This is a genomic window from Candidatus Liberibacter americanus str. Sao Paulo, assembly GCF_000496595.1.
GTDB classification, from domain to species: Bacteria; Pseudomonadota; Alphaproteobacteria; order Rhizobiales; family Rhizobiaceae; genus Liberibacter; species Liberibacter americanus.
The window spans coordinates 1,148,571-1,172,463 of record NC_022793.1; the positions used below are offsets into that span (position 1 = coordinate 1,148,571).

The window sequence follows — 23,893 nt, forward strand, 5'->3', positions numbered from 1 at the left end:
TCGCTGTATTAAATGATTATTATTTGATAATATCATTTAGTTTTATATTGAACTGTTTGCATTTATCTAGCTGGGAGTATGAACTGTGGGAAGCATGAGAAATACGAGAAAGAATGTTAAGGATAATGATAACATTCTATTAAACGAAAAAATGCAAGTTGCTATTGAGTATCAAAATGAAGCTTGGGCTGGAGGAATGGCAGATGGAATAGAACCAGAAATACTCGCTAATGTCGCAATGGCGCAAGCGATTCGCGAAACAGTTCGAATACACGGGGAAGAAAAAGTAGAAAGCCTGCTAAACTCGCTTATAGCACGTATGTTAGCAGGAGAATTCTCTCCTGATCGTATTATTCAATAATTTTTTAAGTTATTGGAACCTTTTTCGTGTAAATATATGATCTATTTTTAATCATCTTGAATAGATCTATTGTTTACATCATTAGTTGGATATTTAATACGTTCTTATAAAAATATATTAATCATGTTTTATTTGCATAATATTATAACTTATCAATGGTATTACTTTTTTATAAAATAGTTTTATTAAGGAATTATAATGCCATCTGTTTACTTACCAGACAAATCTTTTATAAAAGTTAGTGGTAAATGTTCTTCTTCCTTTTTGCAAAGAATTATCACAGCAGATGTAGATAGCATACCTTTTGGGATAGCACGAGGTAGTGCTGTACTTACACCCCAAGGTAAAATTTTATTTTATTTTATAATCAGTAAAATTGAGGAAAATGTTTTTTTATTAGAGATAGACGAGAGTAAATGTATTTGTTTTATAGAAAAACTTCTTTGCTATAAACTGCGCTCAGATGTTGTTATAGAATTGCAAAAAACTAACGGAGTAAGCATATATTGGTCCCATGATAAATATGAAAATGATTCATTAGTAGATGAAAGATTTTTAATATCTAGTAATATAATAGTTCATAGGATAAAAGGACGTACTAAAGATAAAATGTCCGATCCTAAAAGATACCATGAGCTAAGAATTGATAATGGTATCGTTGATCCTAATTTTGATTTTGCGCCAACTACATTATTCCCTCATGATATATGGATGGATGCTTTGAAAGGAATTTCATTTACTAAAGGTTGCTATATTGGACAAGAAGTTGTTTCAAGAATACAACACCGAAGCTCTATACGCAAACGCTCAGCGATTATAATCGGAGATCACAATATATCGCATGATAGCTTACATGTTATAATAAATAATATTAAAATTGGAACAATCGGAATAATAATAGGGAAAAAAGCACTATCAGTATTTCGTATAGATAAGCTAACAGAATATTTAGAGAAAAATCTTTTGGCAACAGTAAATGAAATAGGAATAAAAATACAGTTCCCTTTTGATAGTGATTTAAATTCTATTATGAAAGACAAATTCCTAGATAATATCTGATATTATATTCATATATATGGATAATGAAAAATATAATTGTAATTTTATCTCAATAACTTATTAATTATATCATATAATATGATGTAATTTCTATGTTTATATTAAAATTTTAATTGATGTCTACTAGTGAATTAAGTAATATGAATGTTATTTATTGCATATGATTAAAAAATTAAAGGAATAAAATGATAATTTATTTTCATAGAGTTTATTCTTATTTGCTATATTTAAGAAGGATCTGCAAGCATATTGCGATTATAAGCATAATTACATTAGAATCAAGTTGTGGTTTTAGTGGTTATTCCCGTTTAGCCATACCTGATCTAAATTCCCTTGAAAACATTACTCATGTGGAATTATTGGATATAACAAATGATATTGGAAGTAAATATCAATCAAATCCTAAAAATAAAGTGATAGGCATTGCATATGCAGATGCATTGCGAAGGATAGGAAGATATTCACAAGCGGTTGCTGTAATGCAACAAATTGCGATATTGTATCCAAATGATACAGAAGTGCTGTCAGCTTATAGCAAAGCTTTAGCAAATTCTGGACACTTAGAGGAAGCGTTGGATTCAGTTGAACGTGCCCAAAGACCTGATATGCCAGATTGGACACTAATATCAGCAAAAGCATCTATTCTATCTCAAATGGGAAAATATTTGGAAGCGCGAACAGAGTATAATAAAGCTTTAGAAATAGCTCCTAATGAGCCATCTATTGTATCTAATATAGCGATGTCATACCTATTAACAGGAGACATAAAAATGGCGGAAGAAAAAATGCGTTACGCCTCAAGGATGTTAGGAGCTGATAGCCGTATAAGACAAAATTTAGCCTTAGTTATTGGATTGCAAGGACGAATCAAAGAGGCTTATGATATCGCCTCTCAAGAATTAGATCCTGAAGAAGCAAAAGAAAATATAGCTTATCTTAAATCGATACTTTCCCAAAAGGATCCTTGGTCTAGGATAAGATCAAGAGAATATCGATCTAGTAATACTAGTCAAAAAACAACAGATAAATAAAATATGAGTAGTAAAATATTTTTTATAATAAATTGGGCTGTCCTTATGTAAAATGATAATAGAGAATAAAGACAATATTTTAAAAATCTCAAATACAGATGTTTTTAATACTCAATTAAAAACTATATTTTATAATTAGTTAATTTTTATATTTAAGCCGATAAAAAATAAATAACAAACTATTGAATAATTTTTTCATGTAAAAACATAATATTAAAAGCTATATAATCGATCAAATTATAAGATTGAAATAACATCATTCTAAAAAATCAATCATCCTAATAATAATCCTATAGAACCAACTACTATTCTCCATATCGCAAATAATGTATATCCTTGTTTTGACATAAAATTTAACAAAAATCTTACAACAATCAATCCGCTTATAAAAGAAGCAAAACAGCCAATAATAATTCCAACACCTATATCATTGATAATGATCGTGCTATTTCTATAAAAGTCCAGTAAACAAGCACCAATAATTGTTGGCATTGCTAGGAAGAATGAAAAATCTATAGCTGAACGCTTATCAGCACCCAAAATCAAAGAACCAACAATTGTAGCTCCTGATCGAGAAGTGCCTGGAATCATAGATAAACACTGAAATAATCCTATTCTAAACGCTAAAGATATAGGATATTTTTGAGCATCAAAGTATTTTGCTTTCAAATTTACACGATCAACTATCAATAATATAATACCACCCATAATCAAACTAATACACATAGTTGTATTTTCTTTGAATAGCACTGATTTGATAAAATCATGGGCTAAGAAGCCTAAAATAGCTGAAGGGATAACTCCTATACATAAACATATTGAGAAATGACGAGCATAAGGATCATATGGAATAGACTTAATAATGGTGATAATCCTTGAAAAATATACATATAGCAAAGCGGCAACAGCGCCTAGTTGAACTAAAATAATAAAACTATCTCCTGGTGATTTTATCCCCATCATCTTACTTATAATCAATAAGTGTGCAGTTGATGACACAGGTATAAATTCCGTTAATCCCTCAACTACACCTAAAATAAGTAAACAAATTATAGAATTTTCAGAAATCATGTTTAAAAATATTTTGCTTGATTATTACTATTAACTCTTGTATCCGTCATATCTGTATAACACAATAACTTATTTGAAATTAATATGCACTTTCATATAACCAATTGAACTTTTGAAGGTAAAATGTCCTCACTTTATCATAATCCAATGTCATCTAGTTCACGCTTTATAAGATTGATTCTCCACGAATATGATTTTAAACCCAATATGATAGAAGAATTTCCATGGGAAAAGCGTCGTAATTTTCTAGAAATTAATCCAGCAGGAACATTGCCCGTTTATGTAGATGACGATAATAATATATTCTGTGGATCTACTGTTATATCGGAATATATTAACGAAACACAGATAGATATCAAAAATAATAAAAACTTTCTACCTTCTAATTCTTTACAAAAAGCTGAAATTCGAAGATTAGTAGAATGGTTCTTGCAAAAAATGGAACAAGACGTGACTTATCCTTTACTTAACGAACGCGTATATAAACTACAAATGAAGGTTGAACAAGGTGGAGGCTCTCCTGATTCAACAATATTACGTATAGCACGTAATAACATGCAACAACACATTAAATACATGACATGGCTAATCAAATCACGTTCTTGGATTGCAGGAAACCATATAAGTTATGCTGATTTTGCAGCTGCTGCGTCTATTTCCACACTTGATTACATAGCTGAAATAAACTGGGATAGTATTTCTGTTATTAAAGAATGGTATCAAAGTATCAAATCAAGGCCTTCTTTTCGACCTTTGCTTTCAGAGAGAATAAGAGGATTATTACCTGTATCTCATTACGCTAATCTTGACTTTTAAATATTAAATTTATCAAACAATACATAGATAAAGTATAAAAATATTAAGTTATGCATAATACTGCTTTTAAATTTCTTATAATAGGTGTGTAGAATATGTATCTCATGATACTAGGCGCTGGTTATACAGGCAGCTTCATAGCAAGTGAAGCACTACAAATAGGGATAAATACATCTGGAACTACACGTTCGATAATCAATTTACAATCATTATATGAGAAAGGAATATCTCCATTTATATTTAAAAATAAAACAATATGCACTGAATTACAAAATCAACTCCATTCTATAACACATATAGTACAGTGTATTAAGCCTGATACTGAAGGAGATCCAGTAATTAATGCTATGAACGGAGAATTACATAAATTTTGTCCAAATCTAAAGTGGATTGGATATCTTTCTACAACTGGTGTATATGGTAATCGGGAAGGTCAATGGGTTAGCGAAAACACACCATTAAATCCAATTTCTTGCTCTGCTACTAGACGATTTGAAGCTGAAAAAAAATGGCTTTTAATATCAAAACGATTAAATATAAAACTAGCAATATTAAGATTAGCTGGTATCTATGGTCCTAAACGTAATCCTTTTATTAACATATGTAAAAAAAACGCTGTAAGAATAATCAAAAAAGAACAGGTATTCAATAGAATTCGCGTAGAAGATGTTGCTAAATGTGTGGTTTTTCTTATGAATAAAAATATTGAGGGTGTATTTAACATCAGTGATGATGAACCATCTCCTCCTCAAGATGTAATAATGGAAGCCACTTCTATCATGAATATAGAACCATTAATAGAAATAGATTTTGATAAAGCAAATATATCTCATATGATGAGATCATTCTATGCAGACAATAAAAGAGTATCAAATAAAAAGATTAAATCTATTGGTTTTCAACTGTTATATCCAAACTATCGTATCTCATTGCAACAATTATGGGATAATAATAACTATATATAAAATTGATGTATTTACGATATGCATAACATGTTCAAATACGAGATAATAATTAAATCAGCAATAACCAATTAATACAAAACGTTTTTCTTTGATAATGCAAATATATATTGTAAAATCTACTAAAAAGACTTTGCTTCATTATTTTATATACTTATAGAATAATATCACTGTGGATTATCAAAACTAAAAAGTTCAGTTTGATCATCATAAGAAAATAATTCAGCATATCTTCCCCAAGATACAACTGTATTAATAGTTTCTTTAGCATATTCCTCAGACATATAGTCTTCGAGTTCATTACGAAATCGTGCAGCAGGAGCACTATGCGATCCACGCTCATCAAGTACTCGTCTAATAAGATTAACTAAAGGAACATATTTCAAAAGATGTTTTGCAAATAGTCTTTTGCGAGAATCTGTGCCAAGATTTGCAAAATTTTTTCCTGCTTCCGTTAAGGTAATATCACCTTCACTCAAATGAACGAATCTGAGCAATTGAAGTGATTCTCCAATATGAAAAAGCTCATCAGTTTCAAGCTGCAACCTACCACCGGCCAATTCAGGAAGATCCGCTTTGCCATCATAAGGAGGTGCCATAATAGCCTCTATAAGCCCTGATAACAAATTAATCGAAACATGTCTAAGGAACATCCCTACCCCAATACTTGCACTATTGCCTAAAATGCCAATATTGCTTTCTTCTTTTTTAGTCATAAGATAATATATCTTATCAACAATCTGACGAAATTCTGGAGAAAGGCGATTACGCGGATGCAGCATAGGAACAATAACTTCTTCTGCTATACGACCAGGATTAGATGAAAAAATCAGAACACGATCACACATCAAAACAGCTTCTTCAATATTATGGGTCACCATTAAAATAGATTTAATGGGAAGTTTACGCTCAATCCATAAATCAATAATATCAGTACGGAGATTTTCAGCGGTAAGAACATCGAGCGCAGAAAACGGCTCATCCATCAAAAGTAAACTAGGATATACTACAAGAGCACGTGCAAAACCTACACGTTGAAGCATACCTCCTGAAATTTCGCTTGTATAAGCAGATTCAAAGCCATCTAATCCAATAAGATCTATCGCAAATAATGCTCTTTTACGACGTTCTTCCTTATCTATACCTATAGCAGCTAAACCTAATTCAACATTTTCCAATACAGTTAACCATGGGAATAAAGCAAAAGATTGAAATACAACACTAATATCTTTTGGAGGACCTTTAATTATCTTATTTTGGAATCTAGCTTCTCCTGAAGTAGGATGAACTAAACCTGCGATAATACGCAATAAAGTTGATTTACCAGAGCCAGATCTACCAAGAAGTCCAACAATTTCACCGGAAGCAATATTAAAATTAACCTTATCTAATACTAGTAAATTACCAGATGCCCTCTTGAAAAAAAACTTTTGGCAAATATCTTTAACCTCTAAAAGATTATTATTATAGAAATCATTTACCATATAAAGATCCACGAAATTAAAAATATCAATTAAGCTTTAAATAACGTTCTCCATATATATAGAGAGGACGCCAAAAAAACTTATTCAAGAAAAAAACAAAACAGCACATCAAAAAAACACCAAGGAAAACATCCGGATAGAGATTACTATCTGCAGCTTGAGTAATATAAGAACCTAAACCTTTTGCTATAAGACGTATCTTTCCCCAACTGATCACTTCAGCAACAATACTAGCATTCCAAGCTCCTCCACACGCGGTAATAGCTCCTGTAATATAGTAAGGGAAAATACCCGGAAGGATAACGTATCTCCACCATCTCCAACCACTTACATGAAAACTTTTTGAAACTTCTCTTAAATCATTTGGGAATGCACTCGCCCCAGCAATAACATTAAAAAGAATATACCACTGAGTTCCTAGTATCATTAAGGGAGACAACCATATATTGGGATTAAGATCATAATATACAATAATAGAAGCTGCTATCGGGAAAAAAACATTAGATGGGAATGCAGCTAAAAATTGTACAAAATGCTGTGTTTTACTAGCAATATGTGGACGCAGACCTATCCATATACCTATAGGAACCCAAATAATAGTTGCAATAATAAGAAGAATAATTACTCGCATCATGGTAATACAACCAAGCCAAAATGCATGTAAAATATGTTGATAAGTTAAATTATCCATAATATATGCGAAAGATTGCCAAAATATACCAATGCTAACACTAAATATAATTAAAAACCAAATTATATCTAATAAATAAGACACCTTTCGATTATAGAAAATAATGAACATATTTTCTATGAAATCACATTGAATTTCTCTAATGAAAAATAATGTTTTCCTAAGCTTATTAGATAATGGCAAAAAAATATTAAATAAGTTACAACCTACAAAACGTAAAAAATTTGTTCTTCGAAATAAAGATAGAACCCAAGAATCAGATGAATACATAGTGGTTGTTCGTTCAAAACGAAATTTATTTGACCAAGAAATCATAGGGCGAAATAACAGTTGATCATAAATTATAATTACAAAAAGCATCACTATCAATGCATAAAAAACAGCTAATAAATTCTGTTCTTTAATCGCTAACCATATGTAGGATCCAATACCAGGAAGAGGTATTATATTATCACCAACCATAATTACTTCAGATGCAACTACAAAAAACCAACTTCCTGACATTGAAATCATCATATTCCAAATTAATCCTGGAATACTAAAAGGAACTTCTAATTTCCAAAACTTTTGCCAACCAGAAAGATGGAAACTACGAGCAGCTTCATCTAAATCTTTGGGTATATTACATAAAGACTGATATAAGCTAAAAGTCATATTCCATACTTGGCTTGTAAAAATAGCAAAAATAGCAGCCATTTCAGCTCCAAACAGTCTTCCAGGACATAAATTCATGAAGAATAAAACTGTAAATGTCAAAAATCCAAGTATAGGAATAGATTGCATAACATCTAAAATAGGAATAAGAATTATACTGAAACGACGACTCTTGGCAGCAACAGTTGCATATATAAATGTAAATAACAGTGAAATGACTATCGCTATTAACATACGTAAGGTAGTGCGCAACGCATAATGTGGCAAATATTCTAAATCAAGATTAATCGGAATAATATCAACTATATTACGTGATAATGTTGTCTCATGAAAACCATGAAACAGAATGATAATTACACTAATAACTAAGATAAATGCTAAAAAATCAAAAAAATTTGGTGCAATTCCGCGATAGACAGAAGATGGTAATAAATTATATAAAAAAATTGCCCTTCTCCTAAAAAATTAGTTTAAACTATATATATTTAGTAGTCGACAGTCATGAATACATTTACTAAAGAACAAAAAATTAATTAGTGTTTCGCAATATAAAACAGTTGGCACGAAACATTGATTAAATCAATATAATACCAAGTTATAATAAGAAAGTAATTTGTCACTGATATAAAAACAAAACCGGGCTTTAGGCCCGGTTTTAGTAATAGAATAGTCTATAAATTATAATTTCATAGCTAAGCCAACAGAAATAGAATGTTGGTATCCGTTATCTTCGTTAGCAGTATTATTATAATAACCAAAATTATATCCAACACGAGCAGATACGCCGTCTAACAGCATAACATCAACCCCTGCTCCTAAAGTTGGACCAATAGCTAATGAATACTCTTTTGTAGAATCACCAGCTGATTTAGCATGAACTTCACTAGCAACAGATAATCCACCAGATACATAAGCTAAAACAGGATCAAAAACTTCATAACCAAAACGTGCACTTAAAGAACCAGAAGGGCCAATCATTTCTGATTTAGTCTTCTCAGAAGTTAATACATCATTTTTAACGTCAAATAAGTAGCTTAAATCAGAATCAACACCATAAACAAAAGGACCATTTTGTAAGTTAAAACCAGCAAATGCTGAAGGACCGATAGAATAACTATATTTATTGTTAATCATACCTTTTCCTGCTAAACCCAAATATGATCCAGACCAATCCTGATATGAAATAACATTTCTATTGATGTGAGTAGGAACAACAGGTCTAGAATGACCGTGATTGTGATACTGACGACGCACAGCATCAGCAGCTTGCACAGAAAAAACAGATGCCAGAGAAAGACTCGACACTCCAACAGCTAAGAAAAATTTACGCATCATTCATATTCTCCATTTTATTTACTAAAAAAAGCAAATCCCCTAATATCCTAGATACCAGAGGTAATCTACTAAAAGGTCTCTAATAACACAAGTGCAAATATTCGCTTCCACTAATAACGTAGTCAGCAAAACACTAAAGGTTGGCATAAACCAGAAACCACAATCAGATTTATGCATCAAACCTATCAATAATCAAAGAGGTTAAAAGGGTTTTTTTTCATTTACCACAATGTCAAAAATAATAGTTGCAAAAAAGCAACATATATATACTATACCCAACATTAACCTCTCCCGTATAAACGGGAATAAGTATTATCATACATAATATAAATAACACTTTATCGTTTAAAATATAATAATAAATAAAAAAATTATACAATATATTTCTATATATTATAGTTAAATTACTATTATAGTATAAAAAAGCATAAATTTATGCTAAGCATTTTCTTAAAAAATAATACAGAAAACATCAACTCATAAGCCTAATATTTAAATGGTGATGATTTGAAATAGATAATAACTATACTAGTTATGCATATATATACAATAAGAAAACATAAAAAGTATGAATATTATAAAAAAATTTATAAAACAAATACCGGAAACTCCGGGAGTTTATAAAATGTTAGATTCTAATGGGAAAGTTTTATATATAGGCAAGGCATATAATCTGCAAAAAAGAGTAAAAAATTATACTAAAATAACAAATCATACCAATCGTATTACATGCATGATTAATCAAACTAGCAATGTTGAATTTATAGCAACTTGCACAGAAGTAGAGGCCCTTCTTTTAGAAGCAAATATGATCAAAAATTTAAAGCCTCAATTCAACATACTTTTACGTGACGATAAATTCTTCCCTTATATCATGATTACAGATGATCATAAATTTCCAGCATTATATAAACACCGCGGACCACAAATTCGTAAAGGAAGTTATTTTGGTCCATTTGCGTCTGTAGATGCAGTGGAAAAAACAGTAAGCGCCCTCCAACGTGCCTTTTTTATACGCAATTGCAATGACAACATATTTGAATGCAGAACAAGACCTTGCCTCCTATTCCAAATTAAACGCTGTTCTGGGCCATGCACCGGTGAAATAAGCGCAGAAAAATATATTAAGTTGGTTAATGAAGCCAAAGATTTTTTATCAGGATATAATCAAAATATTAAAGAAAAAATCGCATATGAAATGAATCAAGCGACAAAGATAGAAGATTTCGAGACAGCTATAAAACATCGTGATAGGATAGCAGCTCTCTCTCTCATACAAAATCACAGCGATTTTAACACAGAAACAACGGATTTCTTTTCTATATATCGAGATAAAAATACTGCTTGTATACAAACAGTGTTCTTTCGATTTGGACAAAACAGAGGTTCCAATGCTTTCTTTCTAAAAACAGATCCACAGCTAAGCAATGCACAAATTATTAAATCATTTCTAACACAATTTTATGATGATAAACCTTGTCCAAAAAATATCTTATTATCAGAAGAAGTGGAAGAATCTAAATTATTAGAAAAGTCTTTTACTAAAAAATATGGGCACAAAGTAAAAATAAATGTACCTAATAGAGGAGAAAAAAAAAAGATTATTATACAAGCTCTTGTAAATGCTCGTGAATATCATTCACAAAAAATTACTACTGAAATCTTCCATAAACAATCTATAAAAGATTTTGCAATAAAATTTTCATTAAAAAAAACACCAAAACGAATCGAAATATATGATAATTCACATGTTATGGGCTGCAGTGCTGTTGGATGTATGGTTGTAGCTGGAGATAATGGATTTATAAAAAATCAATATCAAAAGTTTAATCTAAATCCTAATGATGTTAGCACAAAGGATGATTGCGCTATGATGCGATTTTTATTAGAAAGAAGATTCTCAAAACTACTTAAAAATAAAATAAATCATAATATTGAAAAAAATGAATACTCTTTTCCTTCTTGGCCAGATGTAGTTATAATTGATGGAGGGAAAGGCCAATTATCTGCCGCATATAGCCTATTAAAAAAATTAGGAATTGAAAATCGTTTTAAAGTAATTAGTATTGCGAAAGGAAAACAACGTAATGATAGACAAGAAAGGTTTTTCATAGAAGATGGAAAAGAAATTGTACTATCAATGCGTGATCCTGTACTTTATTTAATGCAACGTCTCCGGGATGAAGCACATCGTTTTGCTATTACTTCTCATCGTAAGCGCAGAAAAAAATTGACTTATAGTCCTCTTGATGAAATTGATGGAATTGGAAAAACTAGAAAATATTCACTTCTGCAGTCATTTGGGACAATAAGAATGATCTCAAGAGCATCTCCCGAGACACTCGCATTGACGGAAGGAATTTCAAAAAAAATAGCAGATAAAATTTATCGTTATTTTCATAGAAATAATATATAAGTATATAAAGAAATTAAATTGTGATTCGTGTTTTCCGTTTTAAGTAAAATTCATATAATCTACATCAAAATTCCATAAGAGGAATAAATGGCTAGCCGTTCCTATAACATTCCAAATATGCTAACTTACGGTCGAATACTAGTTGTCCCTGTGATTTGCCTATGTTTTTTCATGAATGAAATAGGCTTTTTTCCAGATACATATATTATGCGATGGATATCTCTTTTTTTATTTACTATCGCTTCAATTACTGATTTTTTTGATGGTTATCTTGCCAGGATCTGGAATCAAACTTCTAATATAGGTAGAATGCTTGATCCTATAGCAGATAAACTACTAGTATCTTCAATTATCTTATTAATGACAGCAGATGGAACAATTGATATATATTCAATATGGGCTTCTATTACAATTTTATGTCGTGAAATTTTAGTATCTGGACTGCGCGAATATCTAGCAGAACTAAAAGTAAGTGTACCTGTTACACGCATTGCAAAATTCAAGACCGTAATTCAAATGATATCTATCGGATTTTTACTAGCAGGCCCTGCTTGCGAAGAGTGGACATTTTATGTGAAAAAAATAGGAATTACACTTCTATGGATATCAGCAATTTTGACAATTTATAGTGGTCATGATTACTTTATAGTTGGATTGAAAAATATTGATTTAGAGGAAGAGTAAAATCAATATTTTTCAATTACATGTATCATATTAAAAAAGTAAATTAATGATTATAATTCAGTATGTTGAGAAATCCAAGTAATATTTTATATCGTATAAATTTAACCACTAAATGATCTTCTAGACTTACTAAATTTTCTATCCGCCATACCATAGCGAGTACCACGATTCATAACACCAGATGATCTGTTACTTTTAAAATCAGGCCTTCCGCCGTTCAGAGACCTGATCTGAATACCTCTATCTAATTTAATGGAAGTATTTAAAAACTTTACTCCATCTGATGAAATTTCTATAAAAGTCTGTTCCGGTTGAACACGAATTGCCCCAATACTATTGCGACTAATCCCAATGTTACGACATAACATAGGTATTAACCAGCGAGCTTCTGCTTTATCTTTACTTCCTACAGAAAGAGAGAACCAAGATGAATTTCTAAAATTATCACGCGAATTTTCCCTTGATAATTTAGAATCACCTCTAGAATAAGAGCCTCTTCCTGAAGAATTGAGAGAAACAGGATTCAGTTCTTCTGGAACACAACGTCCAGCACGGTTGATACGCAAAAAACCAACTGCTATATTCTCAGGAGAATGCTGAGATAATAATTCATCTACAAGTTTTCTTTCATCTTCTTTAATAGGTCCAAGCAAAGATGAATCTTTAAGCATTCTTTGAGAATCACGTTCTATTATTTCTGCCGCTGTTGGAGCTTGTTCCCAATTTGCAGAAACATTTGCATCTCTTAACAAACGTTCAGCACGGCGCTGCAAATTTTGAGGAATAACAAAAACACTAATACCCTTGCGTCCCGCTCTACCTGTACGGCCACTGCGATGCAATAAAGTCTCTGGATTAGAAGATAATTCAGCATGGATAACAAGATCAAGATCTGGTAAATCAATACCACGCGCAGCAACATCTGTCGCTATACATACTCTAGCTCTTCCATCACGCATCATCTGAAGCGCATTACTACGTTCTTGCTGACTTAACTCTCCAGATAAAGCAACAACTTGAAACAAATGATCTGCTAATACTTTAGTATAACGAGCTACAGATGCACGTGTAGAACAAAATACTAATGCGTTTTTTGCGTCATGATAACGCAATATATTAACGATCGCGTTATCGCGATCACTAACTCTTACTAGCATTGCACGATAATCTATATCACTATGCTGACGACTATCAGAAGATATATTAATGCGTACAGCATCTTTCTGATAATTCTTAGCTAAAGTAATAATTGCAGGAGAAAGAGTAGCTGAAAACATCAACATTCGACGTTTCTTTGGGGATGAATCCAAAATGAATTCAATATCATCTCGGAATCCCAAATCAAGCATTTCATCAGCTTCATCAAGAATTACAGACTTAAGATGAGATATATCCAAACTCTTACCCCTAATATGATCACATAACCTACCAGGAGTTCCAACAACAATATGCGATCCTTTTCGCAAATCCCTACGTTCAACATTGATACTCACACCACCAATACAGACAGAAATGACAACTCCAGTTTTTGCATAAAGCCATTCTAACTCACGACCAACCTGCATAGCCAATTCTCTAGTAGGAGCTATTACAAGAGCTAAAGGAGCGCCATGGCTATCAAAAAGATCCTTATCACCCAAAAGATTTGGAGCCAAAGCCAATCCAAAAGCAACAGTCTTACCAGAACCTGTTTGAGCAGAAACTAGGATATCTTTATCAACCAAATCAGAATTAAGAATAGCTTTCTGCACAGGTGTTAAATTAAAATACCCCCGCTCAGAAAGAGCATCTCCTATAACTTTAGGGATATCTTCAACAATTTTCATATATAAATTTTCCAGACCTTATCTTCATTGTTTTACTATAATCAAACTATAATTATAATATACAATAAGAATATATTAACTTAAAAACGAAATGATAATTGAACTTTAAAAGCACCCATTATCAAGAGCAAAATTACAATATAATTGATATATAGTTATTGCAAATAATAACTTTAATCAATTAAAACACAAAATGAAAATCCATAGATATGGACTTCCTCAAAACAACGACAAAACAAATGGCGATAAACTCATAAATATATATGAGCAATACTCCAAGTCTATATCGAAAACTAAATTTTAACGAGATTTAATAGAATAAGCAAATATTCACCATTTACATGGCACAATCAAATACAAAGAAACCGCAAAACATACCTAAATTTGTCAATATTATTATGCTTAGCAAAGCATCTTTTGTCAATTTTAACAGCAGTACCTATAATACAAAAACATTACATCTATTAAGTCACCAGGAATAATAAAAGCTATTGGCCCCTATTACATCCCAAATCTATCGGCACATAATGCCATATACTTAGTCTATTATATGATCTATCATAAAATTGCAACAACCATAATATAAATAAATCATTAAAATGAATAGAGTTTTTTATACAACATATAAAAATTATAAATACAACCAAAATAACCTATTTGCACGAATCACAAAATTTCTTGATAAGTCTACACGCTCTTTCCAAAATATTATCCGAAACAGCATAAGAAATACGCACATTTGGACCATAACCAAAAGCCGAACCATGAATAACAGCCACCTTCTCAACCTCTAAAAGATCATTCACAAAATCTAAGTCCGTTTTTATCACATTCCCAGCAGGAGATACCTTGCCAATTAAACCACGACAAGATGGATAAATATAAAAAGTACCATCAGGCATCCTAAATTCCATGCCTGATGCCTCGCTTAATATAGAAAAACACATATCAAGACGACGTGCAAAAACTTTCTTATTATTTAAAATAAAATCTTGAGAGTTATTTAACGCTTCGACAGCTGCCCACTGTGAAATAGAACATACACCTGAAGTCTGCTGACCTTGCAAAATAATCATGGATTTTATCAAATCAGGCATACCAGCAGCATAACCAATACGCCAACCAGTCATAGAATATGACTTAGAAACGCCATTGACAACAAGAGTACGATCATACAGAGACGGCTCAACGTTTATAATATTTCTAAATACGCAATCTTTATAAATAATGTGTTCATAAATATCATCAGAAATAATTCTAACATGTGAATGCTTGAGCAATACTTCAGATAAAGACCTTAATCTATCTTCAGAATAAACCGAACCTGAGGGATTAGAAGGAGAATTCAAAATCAACCATTTTGTTTTGGCAGTAATTGCTCGCTCAAGGCTCTCTGGAGAAAGCTGAAAATTATCATCTTGATTTGTATCAATAAAAACAGGCTTACCACCGCAAAGAATTACCATATCTGGATACGAAACCCAATAAGGCTTAGGAATTAATACCTCATCGCCTGGATTAAGCGTAGACATAAAAGCATTAAAAATAACATGCTTAGCACCGGAACCTACAATAATCTGATCTAAGGAATAGTCAAGATTGTTATCTCTCTTAAGTTTACTAACTATAGCCTCCCGCAATAGCGATATCCCAGCAACAGCAGTATACTTAGTCTCACCCATCTCTATAGCACGGAAAGCAGCATTCTTCACGTTATCAGGAGTATCAAAATCAGGCTCTCCAGCGGTAAGGCTCAATACATCAAAGCCCTTAGATATTAAATCTTTAACTTTCTGTGAGGCAGCAATAGTAGCCGATGGACGTACATGACATAAAATATTAGAAATAAATACCATCTCATTTTATCCCTATCTTAAGATACATACAAAAATCATCGAAAATGAACTGATATTCGTAACATAAAAAATTAAAAATACATATAATGCAAAATACAACGCTACTTAAAGACAAAATGTGGAGCGGATAGCGGGAATCGAACCCGCATATTCAGCTTGGAAGGCTGCTGCTCTACCATTGAGCTATACCCGCATAAATAAATATCACAAAATATAATGGTGGAGAGAGTTGGATTCGAACCAACGTAGGATAAACCAACGGATTTACAGTCCGCCCCCTTTAACCACTCGGGCATCCCTCCCATAAACTAATATAAAAACAAAAATCACTTTTAAAAAACAAACTACAACATCTATATGAGCATCAATAACACAACTGTCAACAGATTACACTTAAAAAGTGATAAAATTGTTCTTTATACCTACATGAATATCTATAAACTACAACCAAATTATATACATAGTTATATTAACAAGATCATTATAAATATTATGTTAGATTTTTAAATAAAAGAATTGCATTTGATTTAATTATTTGAAAGTTTAGAAGATGATTTAATAATATCATATTTTATCCAAAGCTGTTCTAAGCTTGAAACCAAATATTCAATATCATAATCGGTATGCATGGGAGTAATAGTTATGCGCAACATCTCCTTTGTCCTAATGACAGTTGGATAATTGATTGGTTGTATATAAATACCAAAGTCTTTTAGTAAAGAATCTGATATCCATTTACATTTTCTAGCATCACCGATCATGACAGGAATAATATGACTTGAATTATTAACATAAGGAATAGAAGTTTTATCAAGAGCACTACATAATTTTTTTACACGATTCATATGAATTATTCTTTCATAATTATGCTCTTTTAAATGTTGAATCGAGGTTATAGCCGCACTAGCAATCGCTGGCGGCAATGATGTTGTAAAAATGAATCCTGAAGAAAATGATCTTATAAAGTCACATAAATTAGCAGAAGCAGCAATATATCCTCCGTATGATCCAAATCCCTTTGCAAGAGTTCCAGATATTATCGTTATTCTATCCATTACTCTTTCACGCTCTGATATACCACCACCTCTTGCTCCATATATTCCAACTGCATGCACTTCATCTACGTAAGTCATTGCATTATATTTTTCTGCTAAATCACATATTCTACTAATAGGCGCAATATCACCACCCATTGAATATAAGGATTCAAAGATGATAATTTTTGGCACGGAAAGACTAATTGAAGACAGATGCCTTTCTAGATCATCTAAATCATTGTGTTTCCATATAATTTTTTTGCATTTAGATTGCCTAATACCTTCAATAATAGAAGCATGATTATTAGCATCAGAAAAGCAAACCATATTTTCAATTTTAGAGCAAAGTGTATCTATAGTAGTCCAATTAGCAATATAACCAGAGTTAAATATAAGAGCAGATTCCTTACAATGCAGATCCGATATTTCTTTCTCAAGCATCACATGATAGTAATTATTGCCTGAAATATTCCTAGTTCCACCAGAGCCAACACCGCACTTTTTAATAGCATTTTGAACTGATTCTATAACTTTTGGATGTTTTCCCATACAAAGATAATCATTACTACACCAGACAATTACCTTTTTGGCTCCAGTATCAGAATTATACGTTGCATAAGGAAATTTATGTTTACCATATTCTATCTCTGTAAACACACGATAACATGATTCACGGCGTAAATTCATTATCTGATCTTTGAAAAAACTTTCAAAATCCATACTTAGTCCTTTAAAACAAAATAATTTTTTATTAGAATAAATTATATACATAGATAGAAATCTATTAGCAATCTTTCACAATTTAATATGTATGAAATAGCTATTTCAATTTTAACGGCATAATTATTGGCAAAATTATATTAATAACGATGATATAATCTTATATAAAAATATATACTATATTTTTTAGTTATATAAACAGAGTAGATGTTTTTTTGATAAATAGTATTAAAATAATAAGATATAATTTTTAAAAAAATTAAAAGTAATCTTATTTTATTTATAAAATAAATTATAACGATTTTAATTTAAAATGGTTTTGAACTATATAAAGGGAAAGAGCTGAGGCGTTTGATACGTTAAGAGATTTTATTTCGCCAGGCATATTAATTTGAGCTATCACATTTACAGTTTCTTGAGTTTTTTTACGTAATCCTTTGCCTTCAGATCCTAGCACAAGGGCAATTTTATCGCTACAAAAAGATTCTTCAAGATCAATGTCACTATCTGAAGAAAGCCCTATTGTTTGAAAACCAAAAGAATGAATTTTTTGCAAGGCCTCTGCTAAATTGCCAATACGAATATATGGAATGTGCTCTAATGCACCAGAAGCAGATTTAGCAAGCACTGATGTTTCATCAGGAATATGTCGCTTGGTTGTAATAATAGCATCACATTTAAAAGCGACAGCTGATCGTAAGATAGCACCAACATTATGTGGATCATTTACTTGATCTAACACAATTAATAATTTGCTTTTACGAATTATATCAAATGACGGATACTTTAAAGGAAGAGTTTCTAATAAAACGCCCTGATGGGCGGTATCCTTCCCAACAATATTATCTATCTCTCTTGGAGATACTATCTGGATAGGGAAAACACTAGATGAATGCTCATTATAGTTTAAATTTGCTAAAGCATTGCGTGTTGCCAACAATCGGAATATCTGTCTTTTAGGATTATTAATAGCTGCACCCACAGTATGAATTCCATATAGCAGCAATCTTTTATCCTGTGATGAAAGTTTTTTTTCTATCTTAAATTTATGATCTAACTTTTTTCTATCCCGATAATTACGTCGAAGTTTTGCATAGTGAGAATCCTTGGCAGCAGAGGTTATTTCTTTGGATTTATTTAGTGTAAAACTCATAATTATGTCATCCTTCAGATAATTTTTCTATTAAGTATACAATGAGTTATCCATGCTATGGGCATAGAAATACTCTTAATAAAATTAAGAAATATTTCATCTCAAACAGGGAAAGTAGCATATAATAACCATTCCATAACTTTTTCGTCATCTATAAGGGGAGAAAGAGTTTTATACACATGTTCATGATAATCATTTATCCACATTTTCTCTTCGGGAGTAAGAAGATCAATTAATATAGGATTTTTATCGATCGGACAAAGAGTAACTGTTTTAAAACTATGCATCAAACATTCACCACCATCAATTTTTTCTAGATCAGAAACACAAAGAATATTCTCAATACGGATCCCAAAATTACCATGCTTATAATAACCAGGTTCATTCGAGAGCATCATCCCAGGTAGCAAAGGCTGACGGTTAATCCTAGAAATACCTTGAGGCCCTTCATGGACTGATAAAAATGAACCAACTCCATGCCCTACTCCATGAGAAAAATCTGATCCTGCTTTCCATAAAAAAATACGAGCTATACTATCAAGATCACAGCCACGTATTCCTTGTGGAAATCTTGCTGTAGAAACAGCTATCATACCCTTCAATACCAATGTAAAAAATCTCTTTTTTTCATTGTCTAGATTCCCGACAGCCACTGTTCTAGTGATATCTGTAGTTCCATTCACATATTGAGCACCTGAATCTAGTAATAAAAATTCACCATTTCGCAATAATCTATTGCTTTCAATAGTAACTTGATAATGAATAATAGCAGCATTTGAACCAGAAGCAGATATCGTATTGAATGAAATATCCCTAAGAGGATTATTCATCTTGCGACCTATCATTCCACGAAAAACTTCTAGCTTCTTTGCAATATCAATTTCAGTTAATTCTTCCAATTTTTGCGAATAAAACCATGAAAAGAAATAAACCATCGCAATACCATCTTGGATATGAGATAACATCATACCTTCAATTTCAGTTTTGTTCTTTACAGCGCGCGATAGACGAGAAGGATCAGGGCATTCAATTATTGTACAATTGCCTTGAGAAAGTATATCGAATAAACGATATGGAACCCACTTAGTATCAATAAGAATAGATATATTTTTCAATGAAATGGTAGTTAAACGAGAATAAATCATATCAAGATCGAAGATAGACGCTCTTGAACACAGAAAACAATTTAATTCTTCATTAAGACTACGTTTATCAATAAAAATTTCAGCAGTTCCATCCACATATAAAATAGCACGAGATAAAGGATAAGTAACACGTGGAATATCAAACCCTCGAATATTAAAAATCCATGCAACAGAAGCAGGATCGCATATAAAAACAGCTTCTACTTTCTTCATATTAAGATCAGCACAAATATCATTGATCTTTTCTTCAGGCATTTTACCAGAATAAGCTATATCCTGAATCGCAATGTTTTTTACTGATTGAGCAGGTCTATCTTGCCATAATTTATCAATAGGATTATGAGATAAATCAACTATCACCCCACCTATTTTACACATTGCTTCACTCAAATTACATACTTCAAAAGCTGAATGTAACATTGGATCAATTCCTAGACGTATATGTTCTTGAGAATGATACGATAGCCATATATGCAAAGGTTCAATGGTCAGATTATTTATCTCAAATAATGTAGTATCAACTTCCTGTTTTGCCTGAATTATATAACGACCATCAACAAAGATAATAGCTCTCTGTCGCAACACTAGAGCTGCTCCTGCAGATCCTGTAAAACCTGTTAGCCAAGCAAGTCTTTCAGAATGTGCAGCAACAAATTCACCCATATATTCGTCTGCACGCGGCACAAGAAAAGCATCTATTCCTAATTGATCAAAACAAAGTCGCAGATTTTTCAATCTTTCAAATGAATGCTGTGGAGATGATTTAACATCAAAAGATTGAAACATATTTTTATCCTGCATTAATATATTAAGGCTTAAAAAATTAAAAATAATTAAGGGAAAAAATAAAATTAATTATTATATGCTCATCACATAATTATCATATTATACAAAAAACGATATACCACCAACAAAAAGCTTATAATAAATAACCCTTCATATTACTAGTGAACTATCCCAATGGTTTAAAGCATTCAATGATAGTTTTGCAATACAATCACCTATATAATAAACTACAGTTATCATCATATGATATCGCAATTCAAAAATTACTCTATAAATTTGAATGAACAATGGGGCTATATTTAAAATAAAATATTTACTTACTACTATCATCTCACTTCAAAAACAATAAAATAAAAATAATATTCAATATTCAAACGAATGGATTATATTTCAGAAGTAAATTGTTAACTGATTTTCACTAATATCACTTATAAAGGTAAAATTAACCTTAGTGGATAAAATGAAATTCTCAAAAATTGAATCATATTGGCAAAATACTGTGAAAAAAAAAGTGAATATAAAACGTTCTCTACCACCTTGGCACGAGGCATTCCTTATCTCACCCAATGTTCGTTTTACACGAACACCTGAAAACGAGATAAATCGATATCATAAAGGTTATTTATCGCAAAAATCAGAAAATATAGAATCTGATTTTAGGAAAGATAAGGCAAAAAAATTAACGGAAGAAAGATTGAGATCATCTTGTTCTCTTGTAAATTTAAAAAATAAATTAATGATGGATAAGAATAATGCTGTCTCCCAGCAAGAAAGAGAAAAAACTTCTTGTAAATTAAAGATTGTAAATAACGATAATTATGGCTACGAACTTAAGACAAAAAAGCAAGAATTTCAAAGCTATTTGAAAGATGAAGACGTTGAAGAAGGAAAGAAATATTCAGAGCATTCTTCTCATCAAACTAATCATAATCTCACAAATTTTATGTGGATTTCAGACTCTGCTTTCTTTGAAGAATTAAACCCTTCTTTTCTGGTTAATGATCAAGGAAACATCATATCAAAACAATTTAGGTTATCAGAGAATAAAAATTTTATTTCAAAAATACTTAATAAAACACCTGAATGCAGTCAAATAGAAGGATCAAAAACTGTTTGCAATACTAATAGTAATACAATGGATAAAAAACAAAGGATTGATGATAAACATTCCATTTGCCAAAAATCATTCTCTTCTGAAATAATTAATAATAATTATACCCATGAAATGTCGAAAAAAATTAAGCAAACAGAAGTAAACTATGAGCATCCTTGCATTTCTTTACTACAAGAAAAACCAAATCTTAACTTTCAAAATATAAACCATGAATATATTGAAAAAAGCGCCGGAATATTGGAAAATATACTTGAAGATTTCGGAATTAGAGGTGAAATAGTCAATGCAAATCCTGGCCCATTGGTAACACTTTATGAGTTTGAGCCTGCTCCAGGAACAAAATCATCAAGAGTGATAGGATTAGCTGATGATATTGCTCGTTCCATGTCATCATTATCAGCTCGTGTTGCCGTCATCCCAAAACGTAATGCCATCGGCATAGAATTGCCTAATGATGACAGAGAAATTGTTTATTTTCGTCAACTAATTGAATCTAAAAGTTTTTCAAATTCAAAAGCAGATTTACCTTTATGTCTTGGAAAAACAATCGGCGGAGAGCCTGTAATAGCTGATCTTGCAAAAATGCCCCATATACTTGTAGCAGGAACTACTGGATCGGGGAAATCTGTAGCTATAAATACCATGATCATGTCATTACTATACCGCCTTCGTCCTGATGAATGTCGTATGATCATGGTGGATCCTAAAATGCTTGAACTATCAATTTATGATGGGATCCCACATCTTTTAACTCCAGTAGTAACAGATCCTAAAAAAGCTGTTATGGCATTGAAGTGGGCAGTGCGAGAAATGGAAGAGCGTTATAAAAAAATGTCACGCCTATCTGTACGTAATATTAAGAGCTATAATGAACATATCACAATAATGAGACCTGAAAAGAAAGGAAATATTGATGATAATCAATATAAATATAAAGAAATAAAAAATAATGATATGTCACCTATGCCTTATATTGTCATAGTTGTTGATGAAATGGCAGATCTAATGATGGTTGCAGGAAAAGAAATTGAAGGTGCTATCCAAAGATTGGCACAAATGGCACGTGCTGCAGGTATACATTTGATTATGGCAACACAGCGACCTTCAGTAGATGTTATTACTGGAACTATTAAAGCAAACTTTCCTATCCGCATATCATTCCAAGTAACTTCAAAAATTGATAGTCGAACAATATTAGGAGAACATGGAGCAGAACAACTTCTTGGTCAGGGAGATATGCTATACATGTCTGGAGGAGGAAGGATTCAGCGTGTACATGGGCCGCTAGTATCTGATATTGAGGTTGGAAAAGTTGTCCAACATCTTAAAACACAAGGCAACCCTCAATATCTCAACACCGTTACAGCTGATAATAATCAAGATATTTACAATACAAAAAACAACTCTAATAATATAAAAGATGGTTGTGATCTTTATAAAAAAGCTATCGCTCTAGTAATGACTAATAAAAGATGTTCAACATCTTTTATCCAACGTCGCCTGCAAATAGGCTATAATAAAGCGGCACTATTAGTAGAAAGGATGGAAGAAGATGGACTAGTTAGCTCTGCAGATCACGTAGGAAAAAGAAACGTTTTTTCCGATAATAATACGTGAATGTAATTTTTGGGAAATATTGAATATGTATATTTATATATTAACTAATCATAGCATATATCATATAATGAACAA

General features: G+C 31.6%; 17 protein-coding genes and 2 tRNA genes. 8 read left to right on the top strand and 11 right to left on the bottom strand.

Annotation, left to right across the window (positions count from 1 at the left end):
- Window positions 1-94: 94 nt before the first annotated feature.
- The 3 genes from LAM_RS04930 to LAM_RS04940 all read left to right on the top strand — a co-directional run bounded on the left by LAM_RS04930 (window position 95) and on the right by LAM_RS04940 (window position 2,451).
- Complete coding sequence (locus LAM_RS04930; RefSeq protein ID WP_144079431.1) at window positions 95-361, top strand: hypothetical protein; 267 nt, start codon at window positions 95-97, stop codon at window positions 359-361.
- A 198-nt stretch (window positions 362-559) separates the two neighbouring features.
- Window positions 560-1,420, top strand: a complete 861-nt coding sequence (gene ygfZ, locus LAM_RS04935) for a CAF17-like 4Fe-4S cluster assembly/insertion protein YgfZ (protein WP_007556579.1) — start codon at window positions 560-562, stop codon at window positions 1,418-1,420.
- A gap of 185 nt (window positions 1,421-1,605) precedes the next feature.
- Complete coding sequence (locus tag LAM_RS04940; protein ID WP_007556580.1) at window positions 1,606-2,451, top strand: tetratricopeptide repeat protein; 846 nt, start codon at window positions 1,606-1,608, stop codon at window positions 2,449-2,451.
- A gap of 273 nt (window positions 2,452-2,724) precedes the next feature.
- Here the strand turns inward: LAM_RS04940 and LAM_RS04945 are convergent, their stop codons facing one another.
- Window positions 2,725-3,519: an undecaprenyl-diphosphate phosphatase gene (locus tag LAM_RS04945; protein WP_040055818.1), complete on the bottom strand. Its 795-nt coding sequence runs from the start codon at window positions 3,517-3,519 to the stop codon at window positions 2,725-2,727.
- 126 nt (window positions 3,520-3,645) lie between these two features.
- Between LAM_RS04945 and LAM_RS04950 the strand changes: the two genes are divergently transcribed.
- Together LAM_RS04950 and LAM_RS04955 are read left to right on the top strand one after the other, a co-directional pair.
- Complete coding sequence (locus tag LAM_RS04950; RefSeq protein WP_007556582.1) at window positions 3,646-4,338, top strand: glutathione S-transferase family protein; 693 nt, start codon at window positions 3,646-3,648, stop codon at window positions 4,336-4,338.
- Between the two features lie 95 nt (window positions 4,339-4,433).
- On the top strand, window positions 4,434-5,303 hold the full coding sequence (locus tag LAM_RS04955; protein ID WP_007556583.1) for an NAD-dependent epimerase/dehydratase family protein: 870 nt from the start codon (window positions 4,434-4,436) through the stop codon (window positions 5,301-5,303).
- 164 nt (window positions 5,304-5,467) lie between these two features.
- On the opposite strand, the gene LAM_RS04960 is transcribed toward LAM_RS04955, so the two are convergent.
- The 3 genes from LAM_RS04960 to LAM_RS04970 form a co-directional block, all read right to left on the bottom strand.
- Window positions 5,468-6,784: an ABC transporter ATP-binding protein gene (locus tag LAM_RS04960; protein WP_007556584.1), complete on the bottom strand. Its 1,317-nt coding sequence runs from the start codon at window positions 6,782-6,784 to the stop codon at window positions 5,468-5,470.
- Window positions 6,785-6,809: 25 nt separating this feature from the next.
- Window positions 6,810-8,576, bottom strand: coding sequence for an ABC transporter permease subunit (locus LAM_RS04965; protein WP_040055809.1), 1,767 nt, complete (start codon window positions 8,574-8,576; stop codon window positions 6,810-6,812).
- 231 nt (window positions 8,577-8,807) lie between these two features.
- Window positions 8,808-9,464, bottom strand: coding sequence for an outer membrane protein (locus LAM_RS04970; protein ID WP_007556586.1), 657 nt, complete (start codon window positions 9,462-9,464; stop codon window positions 8,808-8,810).
- A 568-nt stretch (window positions 9,465-10,032) separates the two neighbouring features.
- On the opposite strand from LAM_RS04970, the gene uvrC reads away from it, so the two are divergent.
- Together uvrC and pgsA are read left to right on the top strand one after the other, a co-directional pair.
- The gene (gene uvrC / locus LAM_RS04975; protein ID WP_007556587.1) at window positions 10,033-11,880 is read left to right on the top strand and encodes an excinuclease ABC subunit UvrC; all 1,848 of its coding nucleotides are present in this window, start codon (window positions 10,033-10,035) and stop codon (window positions 11,878-11,880) included.
- An 87-nt stretch (window positions 11,881-11,967) separates the two neighbouring features.
- On the top strand, window positions 11,968-12,564 hold the full coding sequence (gene pgsA, locus LAM_RS04980; RefSeq protein WP_007556588.1) for a CDP-diacylglycerol--glycerol-3-phosphate 3-phosphatidyltransferase: 597 nt from the start codon (window positions 11,968-11,970) through the stop codon (window positions 12,562-12,564).
- Window positions 12,565-12,665: 101 nt separating this feature from the next.
- Here pgsA and LAM_RS04985 read toward each other — a convergent pair whose 3' ends face one another.
- The 7 genes from LAM_RS04985 to LAM_RS05015 all read right to left on the bottom strand — a co-directional run bounded on the left by LAM_RS04985 (window position 12,666) and on the right by LAM_RS05015 (window position 21,087).
- Window positions 12,666-14,390 (bottom strand): DEAD/DEAH box helicase, encoded by a 1,725-nt coding sequence (locus LAM_RS04985; RefSeq protein ID WP_007556589.1) that lies wholly within the window; start codon window positions 14,388-14,390, stop codon window positions 12,666-12,668.
- Window positions 14,391-15,043: 653 nt separating this feature from the next.
- Window positions 15,044-16,246, bottom strand: a complete 1,203-nt coding sequence (locus tag LAM_RS04990; protein WP_007556590.1) for a pyridoxal phosphate-dependent aminotransferase — start codon at window positions 16,244-16,246, stop codon at window positions 15,044-15,046.
- 119 nt (window positions 16,247-16,365) lie between these two features.
- Window positions 16,366-16,439 (bottom strand) — tRNA-Gly (locus LAM_RS04995).
- A 24-nt stretch (window positions 16,440-16,463) separates the two neighbouring features.
- Window positions 16,464-16,548: transfer RNA gene (locus LAM_RS05000), tRNA-Tyr, on the bottom strand.
- Between the two features lie 225 nt (window positions 16,549-16,773).
- The gene (hemA, locus tag LAM_RS05005; protein WP_007556591.1) at window positions 16,774-18,003 is read right to left on the bottom strand and encodes a 5-aminolevulinate synthase; all 1,230 of its coding nucleotides are present in this window, start codon (window positions 18,001-18,003) and stop codon (window positions 16,774-16,776) included.
- 292 nt (window positions 18,004-18,295) lie between these two features.
- The gene (gene rlmB / locus LAM_RS05010) at window positions 18,296-19,156 is read right to left on the bottom strand and encodes a 23S rRNA (guanosine(2251)-2'-O)-methyltransferase RlmB (protein WP_007556593.1); all 861 of its coding nucleotides are present in this window, start codon (window positions 19,154-19,156) and stop codon (window positions 18,296-18,298) included.
- A 101-nt stretch (window positions 19,157-19,257) separates the two neighbouring features.
- Window positions 19,258-21,087 carry an aminopeptidase P family protein gene (locus LAM_RS05015; protein WP_007556594.1) on the bottom strand — a complete coding sequence of 610 codons (1,830 nt, stop codon included), beginning with the start codon at window positions 21,085-21,087 and terminating at the stop codon, window positions 19,258-19,260.
- 460 nt (window positions 21,088-21,547) lie between these two features.
- On the opposite strand from LAM_RS05015, the gene LAM_RS05020 reads away from it, so the two are divergent.
- Window positions 21,548-23,818: a DNA translocase FtsK gene (locus LAM_RS05020; RefSeq protein ID WP_023466415.1), complete on the top strand. Its 2,271-nt coding sequence runs from the start codon at window positions 21,548-21,550 to the stop codon at window positions 23,816-23,818.
- Window positions 23,819-23,893 lie beyond the last annotated feature (75 nt).

Excerpts from the sequence above, each read along its gene's own strand:
- LAM_RS04930 (WP_144079431.1), top strand. The coding sequence starts at position 95 with ATGAGAAATACGAGAAAGAATGTTAAGGATAATGATAACATTCTATTA.
- ygfZ (WP_007556579.1), top strand. The coding sequence starts at position 560 with ATGCCATCTGTTTACTTACCAGACAAATCTTTTATAAAAGTTAGTGGT.
- LAM_RS04940 (WP_007556580.1), top strand. The coding sequence starts at position 1,606 with ATGATAATTTATTTTCATAGAGTTTATTCTTATTTGCTATATTTAAGA.
- LAM_RS04950 (WP_007556582.1), top strand. The coding sequence starts at position 3,646 with ATGTCCTCACTTTATCATAATCCAATGTCATCTAGTTCACGCTTTATA.
- LAM_RS04955 (WP_007556583.1), top strand. The coding sequence starts at position 4,434 with ATGTATCTCATGATACTAGGCGCTGGTTATACAGGCAGCTTCATAGCA.
- LAM_RS04960 (WP_007556584.1), bottom strand. The coding sequence starts at position 6,784 with ATGGTAAATGATTTCTATAATAATAATCTTTTAGAGGTTAAAGATATT.
- LAM_RS04970 (WP_007556586.1), bottom strand. The coding sequence starts at position 9,464 with ATGATGCGTAAATTTTTCTTAGCTGTTGGAGTGTCGAGTCTTTCTCTG.
- uvrC (WP_007556587.1), top strand. The coding sequence starts at position 10,033 with ATGAATATTATAAAAAAATTTATAAAACAAATACCGGAAACTCCGGGA.
- pgsA (WP_007556588.1), top strand. The coding sequence starts at position 11,968 with ATGGCTAGCCGTTCCTATAACATTCCAAATATGCTAACTTACGGTCGA.
- LAM_RS04985 (WP_007556589.1), bottom strand. The coding sequence starts at position 14,390 with ATGAAAATTGTTGAAGATATCCCTAAAGTTATAGGAGATGCTCTTTCT.
- LAM_RS04990 (WP_007556590.1), bottom strand. The coding sequence starts at position 16,246 with ATGGTATTTATTTCTAATATTTTATGTCATGTACGTCCATCGGCTACT.
- hemA (WP_007556591.1), bottom strand. The coding sequence starts at position 18,003 with ATGGATTTTGAAAGTTTTTTCAAAGATCAGATAATGAATTTACGCCGT.
- rlmB (WP_007556593.1), bottom strand. The coding sequence starts at position 19,156 with ATGAGTTTTACACTAAATAAATCCAAAGAAATAACCTCTGCTGCCAAG.
- LAM_RS05015 (WP_007556594.1), bottom strand. The coding sequence starts at position 21,087 with ATGTTTCAATCTTTTGATGTTAAATCATCTCCACAGCATTCATTTGAA.
- LAM_RS05020 (WP_023466415.1), top strand. The coding sequence starts at position 21,548 with ATGAAATTCTCAAAAATTGAATCATATTGGCAAAATACTGTGAAAAAA.